This window comes from Legionella pneumophila subsp. fraseri (assembly GCF_000586315.1).
GTDB classification, from domain to species: Bacteria; Pseudomonadota; Gammaproteobacteria; order Legionellales; family Legionellaceae; genus Legionella; species Legionella pneumophila_B.
Genome location: NZ_KK074227.1, coordinates 40,130 through 55,031 on the forward strand (window position 1 = coordinate 40,130; position 14,902 = coordinate 55,031).

Genomic DNA, 14,902 nt, shown 5'->3' on the forward strand with positions numbered 1-14,902 from the left:
AGGTGAATTAATGCAAGTTTCTGTTGAGACCCTAAAAGGTTTGGAGCGTAAGGTTACAGTTTCTGTGCCTACAGAGAAAGTTGAGGAAGAAGTGAGCTTGCGTCTCAGAAATCTTGCTCGCAAAGTGAAAATAGATGGTTTTCGTCCCGGTAAAGTTCCATTTAATGTCGTAAAAAGCCGTTTCTCTGATAGCGTGCGTGAAGAAGTTGCTCGGGAAATGGTACAATCTACCTTATATGAAGCCTTACAAAAAAACGAATTGGTGCCTGCAGGTTATCCTCATGTTGAGCCTTTAGAAATTGAGCCTGGTAAAGATTTTAAATACACTGCGGTATTTGAAGTTATGCCTGTTTTTGAAGTGGCTGAACTGAATCAGGCTCAAGTGGATTTAATTCGATCTGAAGTCACAGACAAAGATGTTGACAACATGATTGAAAAGTTGCGTGAACAAAACAAGGAATGGCATGAGGTAACTCATGCAGTTAAAAATGGTGATAAGGTTGTTATTGATTTCCAGGGGTTTTTGGATGACAAGCCATTCGAAGGTGGCAGTGCTGAGGGGTATGAGCTTGTAATTGGTTCCGGATCGATGATTCCTGGATTTGAAGATGGGGTTGTCGGTGGAAAAATTGACAAACCGTTCGATATAAAAGTTAATTTTCCCGAAGATTATGGTCATAAAGATTTAGCTGGGAAGGAAGCAACATTCAAGATCACTATCAAGAAGGTTATGGAAGGCAAATTGCCAGCTTTGGATGATGCGTTTGCAGAGAAATTTAATATTAAAGAAGGTGGTATCGAGTCCCTTAAAAAAGACATCAGGGAAAATATGGCGCGTGAACTGGAACGTCGTGTCAGTATGATGAACAGAGAGAAATTGTTTGATGCATTAATGTCTGTGAATAATGTTGAACTACCACTTGCTTTGATAGATAAAGAAATTGAGCATTTAAAACATGATATGTATCATCGCCTGTTTGGTCACGAACATAAAGACGATGAAAAAATTCCTGATTTTCCAAGGGAGCTATTTGAAGAACAAGCCAAGCGACGCGTACACTTGGGCTTGCTTTTTGCTGAGTATGTAAAAAAACACGAAATTGTTGCAGATAATGACAAAGTCAATGCTATGATTGATAAATTTGCCAGTGCTTACGAAAGTCCCGATGAGCTTCGCGCGTGGTATCAAAGCAGCAAAGAACATATGGCTGAAGTTGAAGCATTAGTTATGGAAGATATGGTTGCTGATAAAATAGCAGAAGATGCGAAACTTAAGTATAAAAACATGGATTATGATTCAGTGATGAATCCCAAAAAGGGCACTGAGAAAAAAGGAGAGTAAGCATGCCAGGCTATTCAGATAATATTATCCGCAATGCTAGCGGGTTAATACCAATGGTAATTGAGCAAACCTCGCGAGGTGAGCGTTCCTATGATATTTACTCAAGATTATTAAAAGAAAGGATTATTTTTCTCTTGGGTGAAGTAGAAGATCATATGGCTAACCTGGTTGTGGCTCAGTTGTTGTTTCTGGAGTCTGAAAATCCAGAGAAAGATATATCTCTATATATTAATTCTCCTGGTGGAGTCGTTACGGCAGGTCTTGCTATCTACGATACCATGCAATTTATTAAGCCAGATGTAAGTACTTTATGCATAGGCCAGGCAGCAAGTGCTGCTGCCTTGCTGCTTTGTGCTGGTGCTGAAGGCAAACGTTTTTGTTTACCTAACTCAAGAGTTATGATACATCAGCCTCTAGGTGGTTATAGAGGTCAAGCAACAGATATAGAAATTCATGCTCGAGAGACGTTGGCAGTAAGGGAGCGTTTGAATAATATTATGGCTAAACACACTAAAAAAACACCTGATCAAATCATGCGTGATACTGAAAGAGATAACTTTATGAGCGCTACTCAGGCTATGGAGTATGGTCTAATCGATAAAGTTCTCTATGACAGACAAGTTGCGGGACATACTACGGACTTATAGCTTGGCTAGATACTCCTGGTTTATATGAGTATAATATAATAAGTTGGTTTGATAGTAATGTAGTGGCGCAATATTATCTGATTGTCTAAAATTTTACATGTAATTACTATTAAATAGTAATAGCTGTAAGAAGGGGTTTGGTTATGAGTAAATCCGGTAACGGAAATGGTGATAAGGTCTTATATTGCTCTTTTTGTGGTAAGAGTCAACATGAGGTAAAAAAGTTAATTGCTGGACCTTCTGTGTTTGTATGTGATGAATGTGTAGAACTTTGTAATGATATTATTCGAGAAGAAACACATGATACTCATGAAGAAGCTGAGACACGTCTACCGACACCAAAAGAAATATCCAATTTTCTCGATGAATACGTAATAGGGCAACAACATGCCAAAAAGGTACTATCGGTAGCGGTATATAATCACTACAAAAGATTACAGCATAAAAGTGAGGATGGTGTTGAGCTCGGTAAAAGTAATATCCTACTTATAGGACCTACTGGGAGTGGTAAGACTCTTTTAGCTCAAACTTTAGCGCGAATTCTTAATGTTCCTTTTGCTATGGCTGATGCCACGACCCTTACTGAAGCTGGATATGTTGGTGAAGACGTTGAAAATATCATTCAGAAGTTATTACAGAAGTGTGACTATGATGTAGATAAAGCGCAGCAAGGTATTGTCTATATCGATGAAATCGATAAGATTTCACGCAAATCAGATAACCCGTCTATTACCAGGGATGTTTCAGGAGAAGGTGTGCAACAAGCTTTACTGAAATTAATCGAAGGCACTATTGCATCGGTTCCACCGCAAGGTGGGCGAAAACATCCACAGCAGGAGTTTTTGCAGGTAGATACGTCGAATATTTTATTTATCTGTGGCGGTGCTTTTGCTGGTTTGGACAAAGTAATTCGTGAACGAAGCGATAAATCAAGCATAGGTTTTTCTGCTCAATTGAAAAGCAAAAAAAACAGTAATGATGAAGTTTCAAAAGTTTTAGGCCAATTGGAATCAGATGACTTAATTAAATACGGATTAATTCCTGAGTTTGTCGGTCGATTGCCTGTTGTAACCACTTTACAGGAACTTGATGAAACGGCATTGATAGATATATTAACGAGGCCGAAGAATGCTTTAACAAAGCAATTTCAATCACTTTTTAAAATGGAAGGTTCTGAACTTGAGTTTAGGGAAGAAGCTTTGGTTGCTATTGCCAAAAAAGCCCTCGAAAGAAAAATGGGTGCAAGAGGTTTGCGCTCAATACTTGAAAATATTCTTTTAGACACCATGTATGATTTACCTTCCTTGGAAGGTGTGAATAAGATCGTGATAGATGAGAGTGTAGTGAATGGATTATCTAAACCGATTCTCATTTATGAACAGGATGAGAAAAAAAGTGTGTCTGGTAGCAAAGATTAGGTAAAACTTGTGATTTCTGCAATAATTTAAATCATTGCAGAAATCATTTTATATTTCATTCATAAAAACATTGAAAGCTGCTTATGTAGCTTAAAATAATTAATTTAATCATCTAAACACCAGTAGATTAACTCTCACATTACGAATTGTTCACTAGCACCAATAACTGTATACTCATAAGTAATAGTATAAGAAACTATAACCAAGAATTTTTCCTTTGAATAAGGGTCATTATGTCTAGTGAAAATGAAATAATATCAAATGAGACTGTGAAATCTTCAGCTTTACCTGTATTACCATTGAGAGACGTAGTCGTCTATCCGCATATGGTTATACCCCTCTTTGTGGGGCGAGGAAAATCAATTAAAGCCCTTGAAGCAGCGATGATTGATAATAAACAAATTTTTTTAGTCGCTCAGCGTAAATCAGCCCATGATGATCCTGGTCCAGAAGACATCTATCAAGTTGGAACTATATCCAGTGTTTTGCAATTATTAAAGTTACCTGATGGAACGGTAAAAGTTCTTGTTGAAGGTGAACGGCGTGCAAGCGTCAAGGAGTATACTCAGGATAAAGGTTACCTTGAAGCGACACTTGAACTCATTGAAGAAGTTGGCTCAACAATACAAGAGCAAGAAATTGGAATTCTAATGCGATCTTTGATGTCGCAATTTGAACAATATATAAAGCTTAATAAAAAAATTCCGCCAGAGGTTTTATCACCATTAGCAAGCATAGAAGAACCAGGTCGCTTGGCTGATACAATTGCTGCGCATTTAACACTTAAAGTAGATGATAAGCAAGAGTTGCTTGAAACTATGGATGTTGGAACTCGACTTGAAAAATTAATGGCTGCCATTGAAAACGAAATTGATCTGTTGCATGTGGAAAAACGTGTAAGAGGTCGAGTCAAACGTCAAATGGAAAAAAGTCAAAGAGAGTACTATCTAAACGAGCAAATCAAGGCTATTCAGAAAGAATTAGGTGAGATGGGTGAAGAAGGCAATGAGATTGAACAATTGGAAAATTCAATCAAAAAGGCCGGTATGCCAAAAGAAGCCAAAGAGAAAGCACTAGCAGAATTACATAAATTAAAAATGATGTCCCCAATGTCTGCTGAAGCAACTGTTATTCGTAATTATCTTGATTGGATGCTAATGGTTCCATGGAAGAAGCGAACCAAAATTCAGTTTGATTTATTGAAAGCTGAAAAATTACTCGATAAGGAACATCATGGTCTAGAGCAGGTTAAAGAACGCATCATCGAATATCTTGCTGTGCAACAACGAGTAAAAAGATTGAAAGGCCCGATCTTGTGTTTAGTAGGACCTCCTGGAGTAGGTAAGACCTCTCTTGGGCAATCTATTGCTAATGCAACAGGAAGAACATTCATACGAATTGCTTTGGGTGGAGTTAGAGATGAGGCGGAGATTCGTGGTCACAGAAGAACTTATATAGGCTCCATGCCAGGTAAAATTATCCAAAAATTATGCAAGGCAGGAGTTAAAAATCCACTTATCATGTTAGATGAAGTAGATAAGATGGCAATGGATTTTCGTGGTGATCCGGCATCAGCATTACTGGAAGTATTAGATCCAGAACAAAACCATACCTTTAGTGATCATTATTTGGAAGTGGATTATGACTTAAGCGATGTCATGTTTATTGCAACAGCGAATTCACTTGAAATTCCCGCTCCATTACTTGATAGAATGGAAGTGATTCGTTTGCCCGGATACACCGAGGATGAAAAAGTCAGCATAGCTGAAAAATATTTGGTTCCTAAACAAATGCTATTAAATGGTTTAACCAGTGAAGAAATACATATCAGCGAGGGAGCCATCAGAGATATCATTCGTTATTATACGCGAGAGGCCGGGGTCCGTAATCTCGAAAGAGATATAGCGAGCATATGCAGAAAAGTTGTTAAAGAAATACTCTCAAGCAAGAAAAGCAAAAAAGGAAAAACGATTAGTATAACTGTAAGTAATATTACCAAGTATTTGGGAGTTAAAAAATATCGGTATGGATTGGCTGAACAGTATGATCAGATTGGTCAAGTTACTGGTTTGGCATGGACTAGCGTAGGAGGGGAGCTTCTGACTATAGAGGCATCCATAATGCCAGGTAAGGGTAAGGTTACTCATACCGGTCAATTAGGCGAAGTAATGCAAGAGTCAATCCACGCGGCTATGACTGTGGTTCGAAGTCGTGCCAAGGCATTTGGTTTACCTGATGATTTTTATGAGAAACATGATTTTCATGTTCATGTCCCGGAAGGGGCAACGCCCAAAGATGGTCCAAGTGCTGGTATAGGAATGTGCACAGTTCTGGTTTCTATAGTAACTCAAATACCAGTTAAGGCAGATGTAGCTATGACAGGTGAAATTACTCTGCGTGGGCAAGTTTTGCCGATTGGAGGATTAAAAGAGAAATTGCTGGCTGCGCATCGTGGTGGAATCAAACATGTCCTTATCCCTGAGGAGAATGTAAAGGACCTTGAGGAAATCCCTGATAATGTGTTACGCAAGCTGACAATTCATCCTGTTAACACCATTGAACAGGTTTTGGAACTGGCTTTGCAACGCAATCCATGGGTAGAAGAGCCAACAAATATACAACCTGGTACTATATTGAGTAAAAGATCAAAAAAAATTAAAAATAATGATTTACACGCTCATTAATACAGAGTATATTTCTCTACGTAGCCCGCTGGTGGCGGGCTCTGCAAGGATGTACGAACTTGACTGGAGCAGTTGAATCTGTTTAAATCAGCTCCGGAATATGGATGATTAACTGTAAAGGGGAAAAGATGAATAAGAGTGAATTAGTTGATGCTATAGCAAGCGGTTCAGGTTTGACCAAAGCTGACGCAAGCAGAGTTCTTGAAACTTTTATGGCTACTGTAACTGATGTCTTAAAAAAAGGCGATCAAGTTGTAATACCTGGTTTTGGTTCTTTTTCAACAGGTAATCGTTCAGCACGTACTGGCAGAAACCCACAGACCGGAAAAACAATCCAAATTAAAGCGTCAAGGGTTGCCAAGTTTAAAGCAGGTAAAAACCTGAAAGAAGCGGTACAACAAGCTTAAGTTTTCAGGGTGCTTAGCTCAGCTGGGAGAGCATCGCCCTTACAAGGCGAGGGTCGTAGGTTCGATCCCTACAGCACCCACCAAGAAATGGAGTGGTAGTTCAGTTGGTCAGAATACCGGCCTGTCACGCCGGGGGTCGCGGGTTCGAGCCCCGTCCACTCCGCCAGATAAACGCGCTGAAAGGCGCGTTTTTTTTATCAGCTTATGGTAGAATCGTTTTTCATCAAGCATTGTTAATATCAAAATGGATCTCGGGACATGTTGCAGAAGTTAAATGAACACATTCAGGGTGTAGTAGCGTGGTTAGTTATTATATTAATTGCTATTACCTTTACACTTTTTGGTGTTGATTATTATTTTCAATCTCGACAAATATCCGATGCAAAGGTAATAGTTAATGATAAACCAATTACCATGCAAGCGTTTGAAACGAACTATAGACGCACTCGAGCTCAGCAAGATTTACCCCAAATGACTGCTGCTGATGAAAAAAATCTGCAAAATCAAGTACTGAATCAAATGATAACGAATGAGGTGAGCATTCAGGCAGCGCGGAAATATGGGTTTGAGGTTAGTCCAGAACAAGCTAATGCAGCAATAGTGCAAATTCCTCAATTCCAGGAGGATGGACATTTTTCCGCACAACGTTATCAACAAGCTTTGAGTGGAGCTTTATTTACTCCTGAAACTTTTCAAAATGAAGTAAGACAGGGTATGTTGCTTAATCAGCAACGTTTTGCATTTATGGGAACATCATTTGCTTTATCAGATGAAATAAAACGATTTGTTAGATTATACATGCAGACTAGAGACTATGATTATTTGACAGTACCATCCGACAGTTTTGAACAACAGGCGAAGATTTCAGATGATGATATTAAAAGATATTATGATCAGCACCATAAAAAATTCATGACTTCCGAGCAAGTTATACTGGATTATGTGCTTTTGTCTATGCATGATATCAAATCACAAATTAAGATTTCACCTGAAGAAATTAAAAATTATTACGAAGAAAACAAAAGTAATTACTTAACTCCTGCTCAATGGCAGGTTGCTCATATTTTATTTGCAGTTCCAGAAAATGCTACCAAGGAAGAGCAAGACTCAATTAAGCAAAAGGCTGATGAGGTGTATAGTGATTTAAAAAAACATCCGGAGCAATTTGATAAATATGTTGTCTCTAAATCTGATGACAAGTTAGCTATAGCCAACAAGGGTATTCTTCCCTGGATTACAGGAGGGCAAAATGAATACGACAGAGTACTCTCCAATTTAACTAAACCAGGACAAATTTCTACACCAGTGCAAACAAAATATGGTTATGAAATTTTTAAGCTGGTTGCTTATAGGCCAGTTACAACTAAATCTTTGCAAGAGGTTGAACCTATTATTAAGGATCAATTATTAAATGATATGGCTCAGGCTAAGTATGCTCAAGCTTTGGAGAAATTAACAGATTTAAGTTATCAAACACCTGATTCACTTGATCCCGTTTTGGATACTTTAAAGCTGAAAATTCAACATACCGAGCCTTTTTCTCGCGATGGCGGCAAGCAATCGATTACCAAAAATAAACAGGTTATCCATGCTGCGTTTAGCACTGATGTTTTGGAATTAGGAAATAACAGCGAGCCTATACAGCTTGATAATGATTCTGTAGTCGTTTTACGAGTGAAGAAACATATACCTTCTAGAGAACAAACATTGAGCGAAGTCCAAGATCAGATTAGAAAAATACTGGCAAAACAATATGGGGATGCCAAAGCAAAAGAAATTGGTAGCAGTTTGCTTCATCCGGTTGAAGATAAGCAGCAGCAGGAATTAATCGCTAGTAATCAATTCGAATGGCATTCTATAGAGAAGGCTTCCAGAGACAGCGACAAAGCTAATTCCTTAATCAATGACTTGGCATTTAATTTATTACGCCCAGAAAGCCGTGATGGAGTGATTTTAGACAATGGTGACTATGTCGTTGTCAAATTAAAACGAATTAATGATGGAAAATTAAGTTCTTTGGATCAAGAACAAAGAGACAGTTTAATCCAGCAAATTGAAGCCAGTTATGGAATGATGGATTATGACTTGTATGTTAATAATTTGCTTCATCGTGCGAAAATAGTAAGGAAATAGAGAGTAGCGAGTGGTTATTTTTTAAGAAAATAAAGAAGCTCTTGGATTACAGTGTTTTCTCTATTTACTGTTATTTAGCTATAATTGAAATGACATGAAACACCTTATCGACGTATGACATGTATAGAGGCAAGTATTTATCTGGTCGCTTATGTCAGATTGGACTTTCATTGTTAGAACAATACAATAGCTTGATCAGGCGTTATTATTAGCAGAAAAACATTCCTAATATTACATTGTCAAAATAAACAATCTTGATAAAAATCATCAAAACTTAAATTCGCATTAAACCAGGAGCCTCCTTAGCATTATTCATGATTTCGTCCATTGCAAGGTTCTCAGATAAAGCGGCGCGAATTTTTTGAAAATCACAGCAGCTGCTTTTAGCAAAACCGTTGAGGACATCACGCGCATTGTCGCTAATATTATCTTCACTATGCGCTATTTTGGTTTTAATTTCGAGAATGGCGCCGGCTATCTCTTCTTCATTTTCAGGATCCAGTTTTACTACAATTTCACATATTTCTTTGATAATGTTTGGTACTGATCCGTCTTTGTTTTTCATTAAATTATCGTCACTTAATACTTTATAGACTGCTAAAATATTTGCTTCTCTTTCATTTGCAGGAATTTTTATGATATTGATTCTGACCTTTGCTTTATTGGGTAGGCTTGGTTTGTCGGGTTTTGCTTCAAGCAAGTCAACAATATCATTCATACCTTGTCTTTTAGCCTCAGAGATAGGAGATACCCCATCAACTTCGAGGTTTGGGTTAGCGCCGGATTGTACTAAGGCTTGAACAGCCTGGGGATAGTGGCCACTCATGATCACTTCTAAGAGAGGTGAAGAACTACTCCATCCATCATGAACAATTTCGTTGATTTTACTTGTATCAAACACAATATTTTTATACATAAAATGGAGCTCTTCTGGTGATAAGTGAGCATGGATATCTAGTAATTTTTTTACAAAATGCATGGGGTTGACAGGTTTGTTTTCTTTGACCTCTTGATAAAAACGTCTGGCTTCTGCTTGTTCTAGCGTTATATATGTTCCAGGAGGTTTTCCTTTATGATCATAAGCAGAAAAGTTAATAGAAAACCGCTCTTTTGGTTCATTGGATCCACTGAAATTATCAAACAAACAACAACGAATTTCTCTGGCGGCCGCCTCAATGCCTTCTCTCTGACTCAAATCAAATTCTTTGATTATATCAGGTTTGGTTTCATCCTTATTCGCGGAAGGGCGATTTGAGTCATAAATATAGAGTTTTCCATCTTGATATATTGCCGATATAGTATGGCCTGGTACTTCGCCTATGGTATTAAGGCCAAATCCTTTTCCTTCATTTTCCGGTCTTGCCAATTGTTGCAAAAAATAGCTTAGCCCTTCTAAAGACATATGAGAGTTAGAGCGACTCTCCTGTTGATAATTCGTTTCTCCCCATACTTTTTCCCACATAAATTGACGAACCAAAACATCTGATTTTTCTGTACCCAGAAAAGATTTCATACTATCATAATCCATGTGATAGGACCGAGTCAGCTGAATAGCATACTCAAATTTTTTAACTAACTCTTCATTCAGTGAAGCTTCTGTTTTATCCCAAGCAATAATATCTTTAAATATTTCATAATATAGTTCTTCTTTGCCATCAAGCCTGCATTGTAACCAAATGGATGCCAAACCATTACAATGTCCGCTTTTTAAGTCTTCAATAACTGGTGCAACAGGATCAGGGGCATGACCTCCATTTGATGTGACAAGGTCTTTAATTTGCTCCTTACTGAGATGTAATAATTTAGCCTCATCCTTATTTTTAATGGCATTTATTTTTTCTTCAAAAACATCGAAATTATTAATTTTTACCTGTTCATATTTCCCATCAGGCTTAATATAATACAGTTCCTGAGTATCGCTTTTTTTGATATATATATAGCTGTTTTTGTATATTGTGTAGGACTTTCAGGTAATTCGGACATCAAATGGAGATTGCAGCCCTTAGATAGATCTTTATTGAGTTGATAATGCAAATATTGTTTAAATTGATTTAAAATGTAAGATTGCGTCCAACTCGGTCCTAAATTCGATTTGACTAAATTCTTAAAATCTTGTTTTGTTTCAGGTAAATCAAGCATACATTGATAGGGTGTTTTTCCTTGATTGTTTTGGATTCCAAAACTGACTTCACGTCCGATTTCATATGACATTATAGAACGCATTATCTCCCTGTTCGCTTGCATTATTGCATGATGCATAATGGTATTCTCATCCATGTCTACTTGCTCAAAAATATTATATTTTGATTGTCGTGCATACCTTAAAAGCATTCTGAGTTGCGCAATGTTTTCTTCTTTAATGGCCTCAACCAATTTTTCAAAGGTTTGCATTTCATCTAACTGTTCAATCCCCATTGCTTATATCTCCTGACTCAGATACGTGTCAATTTAATTATAGATAAAAATTTAAACAACACCTTTCATTGAGGCAATAGGATACTAGCCTATTTAATATTCATTTTGCTGGTAGTGTCAGATAGTTACTACTTTAATGCATTGACAAAAATCTTGGTTGTGATCATAAAATGAACATATCGGTATTGATTTATTGTGTCAGGTTTATAAAAATGATTGGATTTTTCGAGAACTATACCCTGTTTTTAATATGAAGATTAGCTACTCAATTTGAATTAGCTCAATGAATTGGGAGAACCTGAATTAAAAAAACGTTCTACTCAATACAAAAACAATATGTCAAATATGTTTTTCTTTTTATATTCAGGATGGTAATTTTCATGGTAATAAATAGTTGGTGTTGAGCTTAGTTATTTGCTCAGCACCAAATCCATAAAATTTGTTGAAAAACTCATATAATCTAAAAGTAGGGAATGTTTATCTATCCCAGTTCACTCATCGCAGAGACTGCATGATAACCTGCATCAACATGCACCACTTCACCAGTAATCCCGGATGCCAGATCAGAACATAAAAAGGCAGCGGTATTTCCTACTTCATCGGCAGTAACATTTCTTTGTAATGGTGTAATGTTTGCGTAGGCAGCATGAATTTTACGAAAATCTTTAATTCCAGCAGCAGCTAGGGTTTTAATTGGTCCAGCTGATATAGCATTAATTCTTAACCCTCTAGATCCTAAACTGGCTGCCAGATAGCGAACAGACGCTTCTAAACTTGCCTTCGCAACCCCCATGACATTATAGTTTGGTACGGCTTTTTCTGCCCCATAATAACTTAAAGTTAAAATTGAACCCTGAGTGTCATGCATCATAGGTAGTGCTGCTTGAGACAAACCTATTAGGCTATAGGCACTAATATCATGAGCAATTCTAAATCCTTCTCTGTTTGCGCATTCTACAAAATCACCACTGATTTGATCAGCAGGAGCATAAGCTACAGAATGTACCAGAATATCTAATTTATCCCAGTGGGTACGTAAATTATCAAATACAGCTTTTATTTCTTCATCACTTGCAACATCACACGGAAAAGCTAGAGTTGAATTAAATTCCGATGCCATTGTTTCAACTCGTGATTGTAATTTTTCGTTTTGGTAAGTAAAAGCCAGCTCAGCGCCTTGATTATGGAATGCTTTGGCAATGCCATATGCTATTGATCTGTTGCTTGCCAATCCAACAATGAGTGCTTTTTTTCCAGTTAAAAATCCCACAATAGTATCTCCTCCCATCATTTTTAATTTAGCAGGGCGAAGTGAGTGTTACTTCGATCCTGGACTAAAACCACATTTCTTATTAGGCTTTTTTTAAACAACCTAATAAAAAATCAATTGCTTCGGGTATGTGAAGCCAATAATTCCCGCATTTTAGCTTGAATCATCTCTATAGCAATTCTGTTTTCACCACCTCGAGGTACTATTATATCAGCGTAGCGACTTGATGGTTCAATAAATTGCATATACATAGGACGCACTGTAGTTTCGTATTGATGAATAACTGATTCAAACGAACGATGTCTTTCTACCACATCTCTTTTTAAACGTCGCGTTAAACAGACATCGAGAGGAGTCGACATGAATATGCGAATATCCATAATTTCACGAAGAGCTTTATCACTGAAAAGCAGTATTCCTTCGAGTACAATAATGGCATGCTGACCAACAGCCCTGGTTTCGGGTAAACGCAGATGCTTGGAATGAGAGTAAATTGGAATTTGTACTGTATTTCCAACTCTCAGTTGACGAAGATGCTCATATAGAAGAGCGTGATCAAAGGAGTCAGGATGATCGTAATTTATTTTTTCTCTCTCCGCAAAGGGTAGATGCCCATTATCTTTATAATAGGCATCTTCAGAGATAACGACAACCTGTTCTGATCCTAATTCATTGACTATAGTATTTGCTAATAAACTTTTTCCAGATGCTGATGGGCCGGAAATCCCAATAATAATTGCTTGCTTTGTCATAATGTTTTCATTAAAAATTTTGTACGAATAGTAAAGTTTTTTTAGTTGGAATTCAATCATTCTCTCCCGTCTTATGAAAAGCATTTAGCACTTCAATTAAAGGCTGTCCCACAGCTGCAGCAGGGGGTTTAATCAATAATAAAGAAGATAAGGTTGGGGCAATATCCGTTGTGAATACTTGTCTAAATATACGTTTTGGTTTTATGTCAGGGTGTACAAATAGTAGCGGAACGTAAGTATCATATTGCCATGGACTGCCATGAGCAACTCGATCTTCACTTTTTGCGCCGTGGCTTTGATATGGAGGTTGAACAATGTAAATATCACCTGCACGGTAAGTGTAAGACATACGGTCAACTTTTGCGCTTAACCAATCTTTTTCAATATCGCGTATAGGTAATGGGTAGGCCTTGAATATCCCTGGAAGATGGCTGATTTCTTCTGCTAAGTAGACACTTACTTCCGTAATATCCAGATTTTTCTCTTTTATAATTTGGTGATCAAGGTAGATGAAAGGAGGATTGATTGACATTAAAGTTTGCGAAGGCAGATTGAAGCGCTTTAATAATAAATTCTCGATGTGTTTTCCTGCCGCCTCTATGTTAATAGGTTTTATTTCAGGTATTTTATGTGTTTTAAGGTACGCAGGGCCGTCACTAACACCGTGATCGGCGGTGAGTATAATTAGTGTATTGTTAAGCCCTACTTCCTTATCAATGGTTTTAAAGAGTTGGCTTAGTGTGTCATCAAGGGCGATCAAATTGTCTTCTGCTTCCAGGCTGTTAGGCCCAAATTGATGGCCAATGGCATCTACAGCAGAAAAACTGATTGCAAGATAATCTGTTTGACCTGCTGTTTTTCCCAGTTTTTCATTAACCAGCAGTTGTTTGGCAAAATCAGCAGTTAATTCATCTGCCTTGGGAGTCCTGGAAAGCGATTTGAAATATTCCTCAGATGGAGGATTGGTTATATGGTGGGGAAATGTTTGACCAAAGCTGCCATAATTATGACGAAATGGAAGATTATTTGCGTTCTGATAGAAGGATTTAGGATGAGAAAGGTTCCAGTCGTAGGCTTTGGGCTGATAGTTTTTATTCCAGTTTTCTACCCATAATGGATAACTGGAGTAGTAGTAATTGCTTGTAACAAATCCTCCATTTGTTTTATCAAACCAAAACGCTTTGCCTGCATGACCTGCCAGAGTGATAGCCGCTCTGTCTTTTAATGACACACCAAACGCTTTGCCTTTTTTTGCTAAAATGATTTCGTCGCTTAATGTGGACGGCTTTAGGTTACGGGGTGAGCGTCCTGAAATTTCGGTATGGGTATGTGAAGTAGGTAAAATTTTGGCCTGTAAATCCTCCATACAGTACTTTAGTTTTTTGGTTTTTCTATCGAACCAATCATTATCAACTATGCCGTGTAAAGAGGGGTAGCTTCCTGTTGCAATAGTGCTATGACCTGCACAGGTCGTTGTGTTGGCATGGGGATGATGTGCATTATGGTAATCCAGGCCATGAGCAAGTAAATAATTGAAACCAGAAGGTCCAAACTGTTTGTGATGACGATAAATTAAATCTCCTCGTAACTGGTCAACAACTATTTGTAAAATTAATTTAGGTTGGCCAGAGTCGGCATAGCCAATTAAGGAATTGAGTAAAAGAAGAATACTGCAGCTTATTTTTTTCATTTTGATGACCATTACATATTATTGCGAATTGACGCGTAAATTAAATCAAATGTTTTATAAAAACAATAAATGGCTTATTTAAATTTGTTCAGGACTTACGATAAACCCCAATCTCTTTGTTAAAAAATGTTTTTTATTCGGTCA

Annotated in this window: 11 protein-coding genes and 2 tRNA genes; 8 read left to right on the forward strand and 5 right to left on the reverse strand. The window is 37.5% G+C overall.

What is annotated here, in order from left to right:
- The first annotated feature begins 10 nt into the window (after positions 1-10).
- From tig to CC34_RS0113785, 8 genes are all read left to right on the forward strand, one after another.
- A complete protein-coding gene (gene tig, locus CC34_RS0113750) occupies positions 11-1,342 on the forward strand; it encodes a trigger factor (RefSeq protein WP_027227822.1) in 1,332 nt (443 codons plus the stop codon).
- 2 nt (positions 1,343-1,344) lie between these two features.
- Entirely contained in the window at positions 1,345-1,989 is a 645-nt protein-coding gene (gene clpP, locus CC34_RS0113755) for an ATP-dependent Clp endopeptidase proteolytic subunit ClpP (RefSeq protein WP_027227823.1), read from the forward strand.
- A gap of 143 nt (positions 1,990-2,132) precedes the next feature.
- A complete protein-coding gene (gene clpX / locus CC34_RS0113760) occupies positions 2,133-3,407 on the forward strand; it encodes an ATP-dependent Clp protease ATP-binding subunit ClpX (protein WP_027227824.1) in 1,275 nt (424 codons plus the stop codon).
- 233 nt (positions 3,408-3,640) lie between these two features.
- A complete protein-coding gene (gene lon, locus CC34_RS0113765) occupies positions 3,641-6,091 on the forward strand; it encodes an endopeptidase La (RefSeq protein ID WP_027227825.1) in 2,451 nt (816 codons plus the stop codon).
- Between the two features lie 128 nt (positions 6,092-6,219).
- On the forward strand, positions 6,220-6,498 hold the full coding sequence (locus CC34_RS0113770) for an HU family DNA-binding protein (RefSeq protein ID WP_011214112.1): 279 nt from the start codon (positions 6,220-6,222) through the stop codon (positions 6,496-6,498).
- A 7-nt stretch (positions 6,499-6,505) separates the two neighbouring features.
- Positions 6,506-6,581: transfer RNA gene (locus CC34_RS0113775), tRNA-Val, on the forward strand.
- A 6-nt stretch (positions 6,582-6,587) separates the two neighbouring features.
- A tRNA-Asp gene (locus CC34_RS0113780) sits at positions 6,588-6,664 on the forward strand.
- Positions 6,665-6,756: 92 nt separating this feature from the next.
- Positions 6,757-8,631 (forward strand): SurA N-terminal domain-containing protein, encoded by a 1,875-nt coding sequence (locus tag CC34_RS0113785; RefSeq protein WP_027227826.1) that lies wholly within the window; start codon positions 6,757-6,759, stop codon positions 8,629-8,631.
- Positions 8,632-8,905: 274 nt separating this feature from the next.
- Here CC34_RS0113785 and CC34_RS1000000117600 read toward each other — a convergent pair whose 3' ends face one another.
- The 5 genes from CC34_RS1000000117600 to CC34_RS0113810 all read right to left on the reverse strand — a co-directional run bounded on the left by CC34_RS1000000117600 (position 8,906) and on the right by CC34_RS0113810 (position 14,758).
- The gene (locus CC34_RS1000000117600) at positions 8,906-10,318 is read right to left on the reverse strand and encodes an ankyrin repeat domain-containing protein (protein ID WP_027227827.1); all 1,413 of its coding nucleotides are present in this window, start codon (positions 10,316-10,318) and stop codon (positions 8,906-8,908) included.
- A 179-nt stretch (positions 10,319-10,497) separates the two neighbouring features.
- Complete coding sequence (locus tag CC34_RS1000000117605; RefSeq protein WP_027227828.1) at positions 10,498-11,046, reverse strand: hypothetical protein; 549 nt, start codon at positions 11,044-11,046, stop codon at positions 10,498-10,500.
- A 481-nt stretch (positions 11,047-11,527) separates the two neighbouring features.
- Positions 11,528-12,334 carry an enoyl-ACP reductase FabI gene (locus CC34_RS0113800; protein ID WP_080272156.1) on the reverse strand — a complete coding sequence of 269 codons (807 nt, stop codon included), beginning with the start codon at positions 12,332-12,334 and terminating at the stop codon, positions 11,528-11,530.
- A 95-nt stretch (positions 12,335-12,429) separates the two neighbouring features.
- Positions 12,430-13,068, reverse strand: a complete 639-nt coding sequence (udk, locus tag CC34_RS0113805; protein WP_027227830.1) for a uridine kinase — start codon at positions 13,066-13,068, stop codon at positions 12,430-12,432.
- Positions 13,069-13,120: 52 nt separating this feature from the next.
- Positions 13,121-14,758: an alkaline phosphatase family protein gene (locus CC34_RS0113810; protein WP_027227831.1), complete on the reverse strand. Its 1,638-nt coding sequence runs from the start codon at positions 14,756-14,758 to the stop codon at positions 13,121-13,123.
- Between the last annotated feature and the right edge of the window lie 144 nt (positions 14,759-14,902).

Bases quoted from the DNA above. Each gene is read 5' to 3' on its own strand.
- tig (WP_027227822.1), top strand. From the start codon at position 11: ATGCAAGTTTCTGTTGAGACCCTAAAAGGTTTGGAGCGTAAGGTTACA.
- clpP (WP_027227823.1), top strand. From the start codon at position 1,345: ATGCCAGGCTATTCAGATAATATTATCCGCAATGCTAGCGGGTTAATA.
- clpX (WP_027227824.1), top strand. From the start codon at position 2,133: ATGAGTAAATCCGGTAACGGAAATGGTGATAAGGTCTTATATTGCTCT.
- lon (WP_027227825.1), top strand. From the start codon at position 3,641: ATGTCTAGTGAAAATGAAATAATATCAAATGAGACTGTGAAATCTTCA.
- CC34_RS0113770 (WP_011214112.1), top strand. From the start codon at position 6,220: ATGAATAAGAGTGAATTAGTTGATGCTATAGCAAGCGGTTCAGGTTTG.
- CC34_RS0113785 (WP_027227826.1), top strand. From the start codon at position 6,757: ATGTTGCAGAAGTTAAATGAACACATTCAGGGTGTAGTAGCGTGGTTA.
- CC34_RS1000000117605 (WP_027227828.1), bottom strand. From the start codon at position 11,046: ATGGGGATTGAACAGTTAGATGAAATGCAAACCTTTGAAAAATTGGTT.
- CC34_RS0113800 (WP_080272156.1), bottom strand. From the start codon at position 12,334: ATGGGAGGAGATACTATTGTGGGATTTTTAACTGGAAAAAAAGCACTC.
- udk (WP_027227830.1), bottom strand. From the start codon at position 13,068: ATGACAAAGCAAGCAATTATTATTGGGATTTCCGGCCCATCAGCATCT.
- CC34_RS0113810 (WP_027227831.1), bottom strand. From the start codon at position 14,758: ATGAAAAAAATAAGCTGCAGTATTCTTCTTTTACTCAATTCCTTAATT.